Source organism: Mesorhizobium sp. M0768, from assembly GCF_040320195.1.
Classification (GTDB): Bacteria; Pseudomonadota; Alphaproteobacteria; order Rhizobiales; family Rhizobiaceae; genus Mesorhizobium.
Genome location: NZ_JAMYPD010000008.1, coordinates 157,993 through 172,585, shown reverse-complemented (window position 1 = coordinate 172,585; position 14,593 = coordinate 157,993). Strand labels below are relative to the sequence as shown.

At 63.0% G+C, this 14,593-nt stretch carries 16 protein-coding genes; 8 read left to right on the top strand and 8 right to left on the bottom strand.

The window, feature by feature from the left end:
• Window positions 1-20: 20 nt before the first annotated feature.
• Both parC and NKI08_RS13855 read left to right on the top strand, forming a co-directional pair.
• Window positions 21-2,273, top strand: a complete 2,253-nt coding sequence (gene parC / locus NKI08_RS13860) for a DNA topoisomerase IV subunit A (RefSeq protein WP_352770101.1) — start codon at window positions 21-23, stop codon at window positions 2,271-2,273.
• 251 nt (window positions 2,274-2,524) lie between these two features.
• Window positions 2,525-3,745 carry an AI-2E family transporter gene (locus NKI08_RS13855; protein WP_352770098.1) on the top strand — a complete coding sequence of 407 codons (1,221 nt, stop codon included), beginning with the start codon at window positions 2,525-2,527 and terminating at the stop codon, window positions 3,743-3,745.
• Here the strand turns inward: NKI08_RS13855 and NKI08_RS13850 are convergent.
• From NKI08_RS13850 to NKI08_RS13840, 3 genes are all read right to left on the bottom strand, one after another.
• Complete coding sequence (locus NKI08_RS13850) at window positions 3,733-4,629, bottom strand: DMT family transporter (protein ID WP_352770096.1); 897 nt, start codon at window positions 4,627-4,629, stop codon at window positions 3,733-3,735. The genes NKI08_RS13855 and NKI08_RS13850 overlap by 13 nt on opposite strands.
• Window positions 4,630-4,751: 122 nt before the next feature.
• On the bottom strand, window positions 4,752-5,516 hold the full coding sequence (locus tag NKI08_RS13845; RefSeq protein ID WP_352472035.1) for an arginyltransferase: 765 nt from the start codon (window positions 5,514-5,516) through the stop codon (window positions 4,752-4,754).
• A 138-nt stretch (window positions 5,517-5,654) separates the two neighbouring features.
• Complete coding sequence (locus NKI08_RS13840; protein WP_352472034.1) at window positions 5,655-6,125, bottom strand: RDD family protein; 471 nt, start codon at window positions 6,123-6,125, stop codon at window positions 5,655-5,657.
• Window positions 6,126-6,335: 210 nt separating this feature from the next.
• On the opposite strand from NKI08_RS13840, the gene sthA reads away from it, so the two are divergent.
• The gene (gene sthA / locus NKI08_RS13835; RefSeq protein WP_352472033.1) at window positions 6,336-7,724 is read left to right on the top strand and encodes a Si-specific NAD(P)(+) transhydrogenase; all 1,389 of its coding nucleotides are present in this window, start codon (window positions 6,336-6,338) and stop codon (window positions 7,722-7,724) included.
• 9 nt (window positions 7,725-7,733) lie between these two features.
• Here sthA and NKI08_RS13830 read toward each other — a convergent pair whose 3' ends face one another.
• The gene (locus NKI08_RS13830) at window positions 7,734-8,408 is read right to left on the bottom strand and encodes an alpha/beta hydrolase (protein ID WP_352770092.1); all 675 of its coding nucleotides are present in this window, start codon (window positions 8,406-8,408) and stop codon (window positions 7,734-7,736) included.
• Window positions 8,409-8,623: 215 nt separating this feature from the next.
• On the opposite strand from NKI08_RS13830, the gene NKI08_RS13825 reads away from it, so the two are divergent.
• On the top strand, window positions 8,624-9,799 hold the full coding sequence (locus NKI08_RS13825) for an OpgC family protein (RefSeq protein WP_352770089.1): 1,176 nt from the start codon (window positions 8,624-8,626) through the stop codon (window positions 9,797-9,799).
• A gap of 23 nt (window positions 9,800-9,822) precedes the next feature.
• Here NKI08_RS13825 and NKI08_RS13820 read toward each other — a convergent pair whose 3' ends face one another.
• Complete coding sequence (locus NKI08_RS13820; RefSeq protein ID WP_352682066.1) at window positions 9,823-10,905, bottom strand: LacI family DNA-binding transcriptional regulator; 1,083 nt, start codon at window positions 10,903-10,905, stop codon at window positions 9,823-9,825.
• 161 nt (window positions 10,906-11,066) lie between these two features.
• Between NKI08_RS13820 and NKI08_RS13815 the strand changes: the two genes are divergently transcribed.
• A complete protein-coding gene (locus NKI08_RS13815; protein WP_352472030.1) occupies window positions 11,067-11,210 on the top strand; it encodes a hypothetical protein in 144 nt (47 codons plus the stop codon).
• A gap of 57 nt (window positions 11,211-11,267) precedes the next feature.
• Window positions 11,268-11,411 carry a hypothetical protein gene (locus tag NKI08_RS13810; RefSeq protein WP_352472029.1) on the top strand — a complete coding sequence of 48 codons (144 nt, stop codon included), beginning with the start codon at window positions 11,268-11,270 and terminating at the stop codon, window positions 11,409-11,411.
• Window positions 11,412-11,437: 26 nt separating this feature from the next.
• Here the strand turns inward: NKI08_RS13810 and NKI08_RS13805 are convergent, their stop codons facing one another.
• Entirely contained in the window at window positions 11,438-11,806 is a 369-nt protein-coding gene (locus NKI08_RS13805) for a DUF423 domain-containing protein (protein ID WP_352472028.1), read from the bottom strand.
• 53 nt (window positions 11,807-11,859) lie between these two features.
• Window positions 11,860-13,110: a multidrug efflux MFS transporter gene (locus tag NKI08_RS13800; RefSeq protein ID WP_352472026.1), complete on the bottom strand. Its 1,251-nt coding sequence runs from the start codon at window positions 13,108-13,110 to the stop codon at window positions 11,860-11,862.
• A gap of 196 nt (window positions 13,111-13,306) precedes the next feature.
• Between NKI08_RS13800 and NKI08_RS13795 the strand changes: the two genes are divergently transcribed.
• Together NKI08_RS13795 and NKI08_RS13790 are read left to right on the top strand one after the other, a co-directional pair.
• Window positions 13,307-13,969: a GntR family transcriptional regulator gene (locus tag NKI08_RS13795; RefSeq protein WP_352472024.1), complete on the top strand. Its 663-nt coding sequence runs from the start codon at window positions 13,307-13,309 to the stop codon at window positions 13,967-13,969.
• Window positions 13,970-14,065: 96 nt separating this feature from the next.
• The gene (locus NKI08_RS13790; protein ID WP_023674477.1) at window positions 14,066-14,323 is read left to right on the top strand and encodes a DUF982 domain-containing protein; all 258 of its coding nucleotides are present in this window, start codon (window positions 14,066-14,068) and stop codon (window positions 14,321-14,323) included.
• 51 nt (window positions 14,324-14,374) lie between these two features.
• On the opposite strand, the gene NKI08_RS13785 is transcribed toward NKI08_RS13790, so the two are convergent.
• Window positions 14,375-14,533: a hypothetical protein gene (locus NKI08_RS13785; RefSeq protein ID WP_254817539.1), complete on the bottom strand. Its 159-nt coding sequence runs from the start codon at window positions 14,531-14,533 to the stop codon at window positions 14,375-14,377.
• Window positions 14,534-14,593 lie beyond the last annotated feature (60 nt).

The following is a 14,593-nucleotide window of genomic DNA, read 5'->3' as shown; positions in this document are numbered from 1 at the left end:
CGCTCGGCTAGTGCCAGCCCATGGGAAAAAGGCTTTTGCCGCCCGAGAGTGGCGGCGGCGACAATATTGAGCCGGTCGATCTGAAGAAGGCGCTGGAAGAGCGCTATCTCGCCTACGCGCTGTCGACCATCATGCACCGGGCGCTGCCGGACGTGCGCGACGGATTGAAGCCGGTGCATCGTCGCATCATGCATGCCATGCGCCTGTTGCGGCTCAACCCCGACCAGGGTTTTGCCAAATGCGCCCGCATCGTCGGCGAGGTGATGGGCAAATTCCATCCGCATGGCGACCAGTCGATCTACGACGCGTTGGTGCGGTTGGCGCAGGATTTTTCGATGCGCTACCCGCTGGTCGACGGGCAGGGCAATTTCGGCAATATCGACGGCGATAACGCCGCCGCCATGCGCTACACCGAAGCGCGCATGACCGAAGTGTCGACGCTGCTGCTGGAAGGCATCACCGAGGACGCCGTCGATTTCCGCCCGACCTACAACGAGGAAGACGAGGAGCCGGCCGTGCTGCCCGGCGCCTTCCCGAATCTGCTCGCCAACGGCTCGTCCGGCATCGCCGTCGGCATGGCGACCTCGATCCCGCCGCACAATGCGGCCGAGCTCTGCGACGCCGCGCTTCACCTGATCGATCATCCGGATGCGCCCGTCACCAAGCTGATGGATTTCGTGCAAGGTCCGGATTTCCCGACCGGCGGCATCATCGTCGACAGCCGAGCCTCGATCCTCGAAGCCTACGAAACGGGTCGCGGCGGCTTTCGCGTCAGGGCGAAATGGAGCCAGGAGGACCAGGGCAGGGGCACCTGGAACATAGTCGTCACCGAAATCCCTTACGGCGTCCAGAAGGCCAGGCTGATCGAAAAGATCGCCGAGCTCTTGATGGCGCGCAAGCTGCCGTTGCTCGAGGATATCCGCGACGAGAGCGCCGAGGACATCCGCGTCGTGCTGGTGCCGAAGAGCCGCTCGGTCGATCCCGGCATCATGATGGAATCACTGTTCAAGCTGACCGAGCTCGAAAGCCGCTTTCCGCTCAACATGAACGTGTTATCGCGCGGCAAGGTGCCGAACGTGCTGTCGCTGAAAGGTGTTCTCAAGGAATGGCTGGAGCACCGCCGCGACGTCCTGATCCGCCGCTCCAAGCACCGCCTCGGCGAGATCGAAAGGCGGCTGGAGATCCTCGCCGGCTATTTGATCGCCTACCTCAACATCGACGAGGTGATCAGGATCATCCGCGAGGAGGACGAGCCCAAGCAGGTGATGATGGTGCGCTGGTCGCTGACCGACACCCAGGCTGAAGCCATCCTCAACATGCGGCTGAGAGCGCTGCGCAAGCTCGAGGAATTCGAAATCAGCGAGGAATTCAATGGCCTGACCGGCGAGAAGAAGCAGATCGAGGCACTGCTTGCGTCCGACGCCAAGCAGTGGGCGACGATCAAGTGGGAAGTCGCCAATGTTCGCCAGAAATACGGGCCCGACACCGAGATCGGCAAGCGCCGCACCGAGTTCGCCGACGCACCCGAGCATGACCTGACCGATATCGCCCACGCCATGATCGAGCGCGAGCCGGTCACCGTGGTGGTTTCGGAAAAGGGCTGGCTGAGGGCCATGAAAGGTCATCTGACCGACCATTCGGCCCTGACCTTCAAGGAAGGCGACAGCCTCAAGCTCGCCTTCCACGCCCAGACGACCGACAAGGTGCTGGTCTTCACCACCGGCGGCAAGTTCTACACGATCGGCGCCGACCGGCTGCCGGGTGGGCGTGGCCACGGCGAGCCGATCCGCATCATCGTCGACATGGACAACGACCAGGATATCGTCACCGCTTTCGTCCATGATCCCAAGCGCAAGCTGCTGCTGGTGTCGCATGACGGCAACGGTTTCATCGTGCCGGAAGAAGAAGTCGTCGCCAACACCCGCAAGGGCAAGCAGGTGATGAACGTCAAGGCACCCGACGAAGCCCAGCGCTGTGTGAGCGTCGCCGGCGACCATCTCGCCATTGTCGGCGAGAACCGCAAGATGCTGGTGTTCCCGCTGGCCGAGATCCCCGAGATGGGACGCGGCAAGGGCGTGCGCCTGCAGAAATACAAGGATGGCGGTGTCCTCGACCTCAAGACCTTCACGCTGGCAAGCGGCCTGTCCTGGCAGGATTCGGCAGACCGCACCTTCACCAAATCGCGTGACGAGCTTGCCGAATGGATCGGCGCCCGCGCCTCGGCCGGCCGCATGGTGCCGAAGGGTTTCCCGAGGACTGGCAAGTTCGGGTGAAGCGGTAATCTCCCCCCTTGAGGGGGAGATGGCCGGCAGGCCAGAGGGGATCCCCGCGCATGAAGCGCCAGCCTGCTTTGTTCGTGGTAAGGTCGCGTCAGGACGTCCCGACCCCCCCTCTGTCGCCTTCGGCGACATCTCCCCCTCAAGGGGGGAGATTAGAAGCGCCACCCGAACATTTGGAATGTCGTCACGATTGCTGCACTATATCAGTGCATAAGCGATGCGATGGGCTAGGGAGAATTGGGCGATTGAAGGAAATCAGGATCCAGAAGCCAGAGCGGCAACAGCGTCTGTTTGGCCTGTCGACGCCGCTCAGGGCCGCTGTCATTCCGCCGCTGTCGGCGGCGCGCTGGCTCTTGGTGCTGATCGTCGCCGCCGGCGTATATTTTTTCCACGGCTTCCTGTTCCCGGTCCTTGCCGCCCTGGTTATCGCTTTCGCCAGTTGGCCGCTCTATCGGCGGCTGCTCGCAGGCGTCGGCGGCAACCGCACGATTGCCGCTACGCTTGCGATCCTGTTCATCCTGACCTTCCTGGTGGTGCCGATCGCGCTTGCCGGCACCTACGCCATCAACGAGGTGCGCGAATGGGTCGGCTGGGCTATCGAGACCAACCGCTACGGCGCGCCGACGCCGCACTGGATCGCCACGCTGCCTTTAGTAGGCGAATGGCTCAATGAACAGTGGACGGTCAACGTTGGCCATCCAGGCGGTATCGGCGAACTGATCCAGCTGATCAGCGGCGCCAATATCGGCAGCATCTATCGCGGCGCGCTTGCCGCCGGCGGCAGCGCCTTCGGACTTTTGCTGACGCTGCTGTTCATGATGATCGCATTGTTCTTTGCCTATCGCGACGGCGAGCATTTCGCCGGGCAGGTCGATCGCCTCGGCGAACGCATCCTGCCGGCCCGATGGGAACGGATCTCACGCGTGGTGCCGGCGACGATCTCGTCGACGGTTACCGGTATGACCGTTATCGCCATCGGCGAAGGACTGGTGCTGGGCAGCGCTTACTGGTTGGCCGGCGTACCGTCGCCGGTGACGCTCGGCGCGCTGACCGGCATCATGGCGCTTATCCCCGGCGGCGCGCCGCTGTCGTTCACGCTGGTCTCGATCTATCTCGCCGCCAGCGGCTCGCCGATGGCGGGGCTGGCGCTGTTCGTCTGGGGCGCGGTCGAACTCTTCATCGTCGACAAGACATTGCGCCCGAAGCTGGTCGGCGGGCCGATAAAGCTGCCCTTCCTGCCAACCTTTTTCGGCCTGATCGGCGGCGTCAAGACAATGGGTTTTCTCGGCCTGTTCATCGGCCCGGTGCTGATGGCCCTGCTGGTTGCAATCTGGCGCGAATGGCTGCGCGAGGTGGAACTGACCGATGAACTCGCTGCCGCCGAACCGGCGGAGCAGGAAGATGCACCGCCGCAGATTGAAATTGTTGCCGAACGCGCCGCCGCGAAAAAGAATCAGGCCGGGTGACTGACGGCGAACGTGGCGCGGCGCTTGCGCCCGTCGTGCAACTGCCAGAGCGAATGGCCGATCAAGGTCATGATGAGGATCGCGCCGCCGATCAGGCTGTTGCGCGTCGGTGTTTCGGCGAAGATCATCCACACCCAGACCGGCGCCAGCACGGTTTCAAGCAGGTAGAACATCGCCACCTCCGGCCCGGAGATGTATTTCGGGCCGTTGGCGAGGCAGAAGAACGAGATCGGCATGATGACGGCACCGTTGAAGACGATCCACCATGGCGCGTTGACGTGAAAACCCACCTTGGAAACCATCAGGGTGGCGACGGCCAGCGGCAGGACCACTCCGATCAGCGCCGTGAAACCCATATCCTTGCCGCTGGCGCGCGAGATGGTGATGGCCGCGGCGATCATGAAAGCCGAGCATAGCGCCATCAGGTCGCCGAAGAGATGTCCGGTTCCAACGGAATCGCCGACAATGATCGTCACGCCGACGATCATCAGTGCCAGCGCTGCAAGCGTCAGGGGCCGTGGCCTCTCCTTCAGGAACAGCCATGACAAAAGGGCCGCGAACATGGTTGTGAACGCCAGGATGAAAACGAGGTTGGCAGTCGAGGTACTGTAGACACCGGTGATGAAGGCGATCGAGCCGAGCCCGTAGAGGCCGGCAACGATGAGCCCTGACCAGCCTGGCACAAGCTGCGGTGCCTTTGCGCTCAGCGAGCGCCAGGCGGCCCAGATGATAAGCGTGGCGACGAAGGTCGTGCCGGTGCGCAACAGCAGGATCGTCCACGCCTCGCCGTCGGCGAGCCGGATCAGCGGAATGTCGACGGTCAGCGTCAGCCCGCCGATGGCGGTGATCAGAAGGCCTCTCTGGTGGTCGTTGTGGGAAGACATGCGGCAATTCTCGCGTAGGCTTGGAGGCGCAAAATTGACCCGCCCGGTTTCCCAGCCGATCGGCCGGAAGCCCAGCGGCATCCTCCTCGAAACAATTTAAGAGTGAATACCGAAAGCGAAGATCAGCGCGAAACCGCTTCGTGATTGTAGCGTTCCCAGCCTTTCGGGCCGAGATGCTCCTGCGGCTGGAAGCGCATCTTATAATTCATCTTGCGCGAGCCGTTGACCCAGTAACCCAGGTAGACATGGGGCAGGCCCATCGCCCTGGCGCGGGCGATGTGATCGAGGATCATGAAGGTGCCGAGCGAACGGTCCTCGAAGTCCGGGTTGAAGTAGGAATAGACCATCGACAGGCCATCGGCCATCTTGTCGGTAAGCGCCACGGCGATCAGTTCGCCCTGGCCCTTGCCGGTAATGAAGCTGTCAGGTCCGCGGCGACGGTATTCGATGACCTTGGTGTCGACATGGGTATCCTCGACCATCATGGCGTAGTCGAGCACGGTCATGTCAGACATGCCGCCACGGCGGTGGCGGACGTCGAGATAGCTGCGGAACAGCGAATACTGTTCGGTGGAGGGTTCGGCGTCGTGCATGGCGCCGACCAGATCCGAATTATGCTGTATGACCCGTTTCATGTTGCGGCTGGCGGTGAATTCCTGCGCCAGGATGCGCACGGACACACAGGCGCGGCAGGTCTCGCAGGCCGGCCTGTAGGCGATGTTCTGCGAGCGCCTGAAACCGCCCTGCGTCAACAGATCGTTCATCTCGGGGGCCTTGTCGCCGACCAAGTGTGTGAACACCTTGCGCTCGAACTGGCCCTCGAGATAGGGACATGGCGAGGGCGCGGTCAGAAAGAACTGCGGCGACTGGGTCGGGTGCTGCGTCATCGAGCCTTGGAAATACTCCTGCGAATCGCTCTACCTTTGGCGCGGACGCCGAAAAATTCAACAGGATTGTGAAAGCCTGGTTGATTGGACGTCTTCACATTTGTGCGCAAAGGCTGCGGCCGCGCTTCAAAAGTCTGCTCAGCGGCCACTGCGGCTGACAACGGTGCCGAGCAGCAGGTCGTGCAGCGTGCGCTTGCGGTCGGAAAACAGGCTCACCAGCAGGACCAGCGGCGAAAGGATGACATTACCGGCCCAAAACAGCACCGAATGCACGACGGCGGTCAGCCCGTCGATGCGGCTGCCGTCGAGACGGTCGAGCCGGATGCCCATCATCTTCATGCCGGTGGTGGCCTGGTCTTTACTGCCGAGCGTGTTCCAGATGTAGAGGATGGCGACGGTCGGCACGAGAATGGAAAACAGCATCCAGCCGAGGCCGAGCGTCAACAGCCCGAACAGGAACACCAGGATCGCGAATGGAATGGTGAGCAGCGCGACGATGAAATAGTCGATGACGAAAGCGAGAATGCGCCGCGTGCGCACGCCCTCATAAGAGCGGACATCTTCGAGCCTGCTGGTGATGATTTCGCCGTCGAGAACGCGAGCGTTCATGCCATTTCCTCGTAATCGAACCCGGGTTAATGCACGGGCCGCGTATTGATGAAATGGTGAAGGTTCGCGGCGGAATCAAGATCGAGCCTTTCGCCGCCGTGTAGATGGCGACAGAGCGCCTGGGGCCGTCTGACTTGTTGAATTCACGGCGCGGATAGCGTTAGTTTGCTGCGGCGCACAAAGCGCGCCGAGCCGAGGGGACGGGGCGACATGGACTACGACATGCTGGTCATCGGCAGCGGCCCATCCGGGCGCCGCGCCGCGGTGCAGTCGGCCAAGCTCGGCAAGTCGGTGCTGGTGGTCGACAGGGGCCGGCGTCTCGGCGGCGTTTCGGTGCATACCGGCACTATACCGTCGAAGACGTTGCGCGAGACGGTGCTCAACCTCTCCGGCTGGCGCGAGCGCGGCTTTTATGGACGCGGCTACCGCGTCAAGCAGGACATTTCGGTCGGCGATCTGGTCGAGCGCCTGCACAAGACGCTCGACCATGAGGTCGAGGTGCTGCAGCACCAGTTCATGCGCAACACGGTCAAGAGTGCGCGCGCCGCGGTAAAATTCCTGGGCCCCAACAAGGTCAGCCTGACCACCGACACCGGCGACTACAGCGAGGTTGGCTTCGCCCATGCGCTGATCGCGGTCGGCACCCGGCCGCACCGGCCGCGCGACGTGCCGTTCGACAAGACACGGATCTTCGACAGCGACGAGATGCTGGAGCTCGATCGGCTACCGCGCACGCTGACGGTGATCGGCGCCGGCGTCATCGGCGTCGAATATGCGACAATCTTTTCGGCACTCGACGTTCCGGTGACACTGGTCGAGCCGCGCAACACGATGTTGGATTTCGTCGACCGCGAGATCGTCGACGACTTCATCCATCAGATGCGCGACCGCGGCATGACCATCCGATTGGGCAGTGCCGTCAAGGAGATCGCCTCGAAACCCGACTATGCTGAGGTGACGCTGGCCGACGGCCGCACCATACGTTCCGAGATCGTGCTTTATGCCGCGGGACGCACCGGCAATGTCGGCAATTTAGGGCTCGACGCCGTCGGCATCGAGGCTGATTCGCGAGGCCGCATCAAGGTCGATCCGCAGACCTTCCAGACCAGCGCGCCCAACATCTATGCCGCCGGCGATGTCATCGGCTTTCCGAGCCTGGCATCGACCTCGATGGAGCAGGGCAGGGTGGCCGCCTGCCATGCCTTCGGCGTGCCCTTGCCGCCCCCGCCCGAAACCTTTCCCTACGGCATCTACGCCGTGCCGGAAATCTCCACCGTCGGGCAATCCGAGGAGCAGGTGCGCGAGAGCGGTGCCGCCTACGAGGTCGGCGTGGCGCGGTTCCGCGAGACATCGCGCGGCCACATCATGGGTGTCAACACCGGTTTCCTGAAGCTTCTGTTCTCGATCGAAACACGCCGTCTGCTCGGCGCCCATATTGTCGGCGAGGGCGCGACCGAACTCATCCACATCGGCCAGGCGGTCATCAATCTCGGCGGCACAGTCGACTTCTTCGTCAACAACACCTTCAACTACCCGACGCTGGCGGAAGCCTACAAGATCGCCGGGCTGGACGCCTGGAACCGCATGGGGCGAGGGTAGCTTCGGGGCTCATCGATCCGACGCTGCAACGGCGACCGCAGGATCCGCCAGCCATTGCCTGACGATGTCGGCGTCCGGATCGCCAATTTCATGGCCGGAGGCGACGGTGTGGGCCTCGACCTTGGCGCCATGCGAGTTCAGTAGAGCGGCCAGCACCGGCGCGAATGGCACGTAGGTCAGGTCGGCGGCGCCGGCGATGATCAGCGCCCGCGCCTTCGACAGGTCGGCCGGCGGCACCTCGTCGAGCACCGGCATCGGACGCAGCAATGCGGCGCGCTCGATGAGGCCCGGATGCAGCAGCATGACGCTTGAAACCAAATTGGCGCCGTTCGAATAACCGAGAAAGGTCGCGCGACGGAGATCGAGGCTGTGGCGCTTCGCGACGCCGGCGACGAAGCCCGCGAATGCCTCCGCCTCCGCGCGGATGCTTGCCTGCTCGAATCGCGTCGGGGTCATTCGCGTGAACCAACGGAACCCGTCCTCCTGAGGAATGCGGCCACGGACCGCAACCAGCACAGCATGCGGCGCGATTTGCCGACCAAGCGGCAGCAAGGTCGTCTCGTCGACACCCGATCCATGCAACAGGAACAGCCAGTCACCGGGTAAGTTGGCGGGTCGAAGGAGCCGGTAGAAAAAGCCTGAATTTTCCTGCAGAATACCGTCTTCGAGGCTCTCCTCGGCCATAGTCACATCCTTTTGATTTCGCGTTACTTTCGTTAATTTGCCGGCTTCAAAACGAAATATTTTCAAGCTCCGCGAAAGTTGATTGAACCGGGCGCATTTCAGTCCGTTTCTTTGCCCATATAATCCCCGCGGGGGGATCGAAGCAGTGTGCGCCGGGTGGTCGCCCGAGTGATCGCATGCCGGGCATAAACAACCAGCTTTAAGGCCTTTTATCGATGACCATGCCAGTTTCGCCGGAACGCGATACGCGTATTGACGTGTTCCGGGCTCTCGCCCTCCTGACCATATTCATCGACCACGTGCCGGGCACCGTTTTCGAAACCCTGACCTACAAGAATTTCGGGTTTTCCGATGCGGCCGAGGCCTTCGTGCTGATCTCCGGCATGTCCGTCGCTCTCGCCTACGGCACTAAGTTCCAGCCGGGAAACCGGCTGATTGCAACGCTGAAAATGTGGCGCCGCGCCGGCGTGCTCTACGTCACCCACATCGTCACGACGATGGTGGTCATGGCCATCTTCTGCGCGGCGGCGGTGTTTGCGAAACGGCCGGACCTTCTGACGCTGATCAACATCGAGCCGCTCGTCACGAACCCGCCACAAGTCCTGGTCGGCATCGTCACGCTCGGCCATCAGCTCGGTTACAACAACATACTGCCGGTCTATGCGGCGCTGCTGTTGATGGCGCCGGTCTTCCTGCTGTTCATCAGCTACCGGCCACTGGCGGCGCTTGCTGTGTCCGCAGCCCTTTGGCTGATTGCCGGAATCTACCAGATCGCGCCGCCGAACTACCCGGAGCCCGGCTTCTGGTTCCTCAATCCGCTGTCATGGCAATTGCTGTTCAATATCGGCATGGCCAGCGTGTTGCATGTGCGGCGCGGCGGCACCATCCCGGTCAATCGCTGGCTGGTCGGCGCGGCCGCCGCCTATGTGCTGACGGCGCTCGTCTGGGTGCACAGCCCGCTGTGGGGGCATGTGTCGTGGCTCGACCTGCCGGTGGTGCTGACCGGTTTCGACAAGACGTTCCTGTCGTTGCCGCGACTGCTGCACATCCTGGCGATGAGCTACCTGGTTGTCGCCTTGCCTTTCGTCTCGAACCTGTTCCGCACCGGCCGCGACAATCCGCTCGCCATATTGGGCAAACGCTCGCTGCCGGTTTTCATTGCCGGCACGGTGATTGCCATGGCGGCGCAGGTGATGAAGCTGGTCAACCCGGGCGGCTTTGCCTATGACAGTCTGCTGCTCGCCGCCGGCATCGCCATGCAGTTCGCGCTCGCCTTCTATCTGGAATGGCTGTCCGCTATCGGCTGGTCCGGCAAGGGCAAGCCGGTCCGCAATGAGGCGCCGCCTGTCCGTCCATCCTTTGGCATCGGTCCCATGGCGGCCAACAGGTAAGATTTGGAGCCGATCTGCCCCAGTCAGCCTGTACTTGGCGGCGGTCCGGAAGATGCCCTGACGACAAGTTCGACGTCGAGCGTTTCTCGCCGCACGGTGCCGTCGAAGTCGAGGATTCTTCGCGCTGCCCGGCGGCCGATCTCGGCGATCGGCTGGGCGATGGTGGTGAGCGGAGGCTCGCAAGTTGCGGCTTCAGGCACGCCGTCGAAGCCGACGACGGAAATATCGCGGGGAACCGCGATGCCCCGTGCGTTGAGCCATTCCAATGCCACCATCGCGATCCGGTCCGACATCGCCAGGATGGCGGTCGGCGGTTCCGCCGAGGCGAAGATGGTTTCGAGACCGGCCCTTGTGCTCGCCTTATCGTTTTCCGTCTCGTAGACCGGCACCTTGGCGGTGTCGACACCAAACCGGGAAAGCTCTTCGAAATAGCCGAGGAGGCGGTCACGGGTTCCGGTATAGACTGCGGTCCGGACCTGCTCGGGCGAGACAAGACCGGTGCTGTCGTCGGCGAAGGCCAGCGACAGCACGGCGAAGCGGCGATGTCCAAGTTCCGCCAGATGGCGCGCCGCGAGCCGGCCGCCGGCAACATTGTCGATACTGATCGCCGAGACCGTCTCGTCCTGCGAGCCGAGCTCGAGCGCGACGAAGGGGAGCTTTCGTTCGCGCGTCAGCTCAACGAGACGCGGACCGCCCTCGATGCAGAAAAGGATGAAGCCGTCCACGAGGGCGCTCTGGATATTCCAGGCAAGTTTTTCCTCGTTGCCAGCCGACACGAGGGCTATCCCCGCGCCGGTGGCGTCGCAGGCTTCCGAGATGCCGGCCATCATCACGCGGGCAAACGGGTCGTCGAAGAAATAGGACAGCGGCTCGGTTGTGGCGACGCCGATTGCATTGACCTTGCCGGCGCGCAGCAGCCGGCCCTTGGGATCCGGGCCGGCGTAGCCCAGCGCCTCGGCCGCCGCCTTGACCCGCTCGCGGACTTCCTCGCGCACGATTTCGGGACGGCTGAAGGCATTGGAGGCAGTGCCGTGCGATACGCCCGCGGCTTTGGCGATGTCCGCCAGCCGGATGGGCCTCCTGCTGCCCTCGGTGGGTGATGTCATTTGTTCGTCTCCAGGACTCCTGTCCGACAGTAGTGCCGATTACTAACATCTTCCTTGGATCGATTCAAATTTTGCTTGACATTTGTGCTGTGACGCATATTCTTGAATCGATCCAAGAGCGGTTTTGCCCGCAGACTGGATCGATACAAGAGGAGAGTGCCATGCACCCCGTCAATTATCTGTTCGAGGACATTTACCGGAACGACTGGAGCATCCGCTCGAGCGCGGAGGCCCGCAAGGGGCGCGACAGGACCGGTCCGTGGATTCGCGACCTGCGTTTCCTCGTAGGACGCAAGCGGAGCTGATCGGCGGCCTATTTTTTGTGCCCGCTGATTGGATCGATTCAAAAAGGAGATTAAGCCATGCACCCGATCAAGCATCTGTTCGAAGACATCTATCGCAATTATTGGGGCATATCGCCGGCCACCGAACGGCCGGAGCGGCGGCGTGTGGTCAAAACGGCCAAACGCGACGGCCAAGTCCGGCCCGAACGTCGCCAAGACTGACAGAACCGGCGAACCTGGCTGCCGCGTCAAGGGCGCGGCCGCACCAGCGCCGAGGCGGCCATCATCAGCCAGCCGCCGATGAGCAACGTGCCGCCGATCGGCGCCGACATCGGGAACAGCCGCGAGCCAAGGAAGTCGCGGGCCAAAAGATCTCCCGAGAACAGCAGAAGCCCGACGAGAAGGATGAGGCTTCCGGTTCGCAGGATGCTATTGCCACCGAGCAGCCCGACGGCAAGGAAGACCGGCGCATGCAAGAGCAGGAAGGATGCGGCCGTACCGACGAAAGCGCCGCCGAGATGCGCCGCCGCCGCCGAAAGCGCCACGCCAGCCGCGCCGCATAGGCCGCCGGCAAAAACCAGAATGCGGCCGCCTGCCGCGTGTTCATCCGTGCTCATGTCCACGCCTCCGTGATTCCTAGCGACCGCCTGAGATAGTGCTGCGAACCGTGTCAGGATTTGCCGGCTTCCGCCAGCATGTCGCGCTCGCGGCGCGACTGGACCAGCCAGTTATAGGCCGCTCCGCCCGCCATCAGAATGGATGTGCCGAGAAACACCGAGCGCATACCGAAATGGCCGCCGGCGAAGCCGCCGAGCAATGGTCCGGCGACCTGCCCGACATATTGCGCCGAGATCGACAAGCCAAGCACATTGCCGCCGACCCCGTCGGGCACATTGTGGCGGATGACGCTGGTGATGCAGGGCAAAAGACCGCCAAGCGCCAGGCCCATCAGGAAACGCAGGACGACGAGTTGCCAGCCCTGGGTAACGAAGGCCTGCGGGATCAGCAGCAGCGCCGAGACGGCGAGTGCGGCAACGATCACGTTCCAGTGGCCGATACGGTCGGCGAGCTTGCCGAGCCGCGACGCCGACAGGATGGCGCCGAGCGCTGCCGCGGACATGACGATGCCGGAGACCAGCGTGACCTGGCTCTGATCTTCGATGAGCTGCTGGACATAGACGGTGATGATCGGCTCGATCGACATGGTGGCGAAACTCAACAGCATGCCGGTCGCGAGCATGGCGACGACGGGGCGCTTGTCGGGAATCTGCGACCAGCTGTCTTTCACTTTTTCTTCTGACGCGGCCTTGGCGGCAACCGGGCGAGGCGCCTCCTTGATCAGCAAGGTGGTTGCCAGAAAAGCCAGGAAAATGACGCCGCCGGCGAGCAGGAATGTGGCGCGGATGCCAATCAGCGGCGGCAGCGCGCCGCCAAGCAGCGGACCGACCAGGGCACCGGCGGTGATACCGGCCGACAGCACGCCCAGCGCCCAGCCGGAGCGATCCTTCGGCGTCTGCATGGCAACCAGGATGGTCGAACCCGAAGAATAGCCGCCGGCAAAGCCGATCAGCAGGCGCAAGAGCACCAATTGCCAGACAGTCTGCACCATGCCGGTCAGCGACATGCACAGCGCCATGCCGAAACTGGCGCGCACCAGCATCAGTTTGCGGCCGTAACGGTCGCCTAGCCGCCCCCACAGGGGCGCGACCAGCGCGGCGGCAAGGAAGGTGGCGCCGTAGGCGACGCCCGACCACTGCACGATCGCCGCATGGCCCTCTGCGCCCAGCTGCTCGACGTAAAGCGGCAGGAAGGGCAACAGCAGCGTCATCGCTACAAGCGTGCTGAACGAGCCGGCAAAACACACGGCGAGATTGCGGCGCCAGTGGACGTTGTGCGTGGCGCGGTTGGCGTCTTGCGGCATGTCTGTCCTGTCCGGCCAGCTTGCATGGAACTTGCTGTGGATACCAATTTGGGATACCAAGCTGGTATCTGTCATGAACGCAAGCCCCGTCGCTGTCAATGCGGGCCTCTCAAACATGAGCGACAAAGGCCGGCGTGATCGGCCAACGCCGGCCAGTGACCCGATTGCCGGAACGAATGACCTGAACGGAACGCCAATGTCGCAGATGCAGAACGTCGAAAAGCAGCTTCGCGAGATGATCCTCGGGCTCGAGATTGGTCCCGGCGAGCGGCTGACGGAGCGCTGGGTCGAAAGCCGCTTCGGCGCCTCGCGCACGCCGGTCAGGGCTGCGTTGCTGCGGCTCGAGACCGAAGGCCTGATCTGCCGCGACGGCCGCGGCTGGACGGTCTCGCCAATCAATCTTGCCGAGCTGGAGCAGATCGCCGTCTATCGCGAGGCGGTCGAGGTCGCGGCAGTCAGGCTGACTTGCACCTTGCAGGACAGAAGTGCCGTCGAAATCATCGAGGCGATGCTCGATTCTTGCGACGACAAGACGCCGCGCGAGGAATGGCATCGCGTCGGCAGGGATTTTCATATCGAGCTGGCACGCCTGTCAGGCAACGAGTTCCTGTTCAGAGCGGTTCGCGATGCGATGACGCGCCTGTCGCGCGCCCGCTGGCTCGAGGTTCGCGACGAGGCAGCGCTCGGCCGCGCCTGGGCCGAACACCATGCCATTCTGTCGGCGGTGCGGGCCGGCGATGCCGATACCGCCGCCCGCCTGCTTTCGGCCCATATCATCGGCAGCCGCGACCGGCTGGTGACCTCGCTGCGCAACGACCGGCGCGGCCTGCGCGCCCGTGGATTTGCCGTCGTCGCTTGAGTGAGGATCGGCTGCCATTGATCACGAAAAGAGCAGATGAGCGAAGAATGCTACTTTCGGTCTCGCTTCGCAAATGCCGATGGCGTAAGAGCGGCGATGGAAAACAACCGATTTGACACACCCGTGACCGTCAAGGGCGCGGCGGGAAGCAATCAGCTCTTGCGTACGGCCCGCGAGGCTTCCGACTACCTCCTCAACAATTGGCCCGGCAAGCGCAGCCCCAAGCACCGCGAAGCGTTGCAAGCCTGTCATGATGCGCTGGCCGGCGACAAGCCGGCCATGAACGCAAGACGGGCCTTCATTGCCGCCGCTCGTGAAGTGAACGTCTTCGTCAGCGACAAGGCGCCTGCCTGAGGCATAGCGGGATTTGACCGAGGCCCGGCCCGCCTGGCAGCCCGGATATCATCACTCTGCCGTTTCGGTTTTGGTTTGGGACTCGCTCTCGCCCTCGGGCTTCGATCGCTCCTTGGCTGCGACCTTGGCAGCCTGCTTTTCCGCCTTCTTGGCAGCCTTCTGCCGGTCGCGTTCCTTGCGTTCCTGACCGTAGTTCGGTGCTCGTGCCATATCGTTTCCTTTCGTTGTGCTTGGCCTTTGCCTAGGAGCATTGGACCGCAAACACAACAC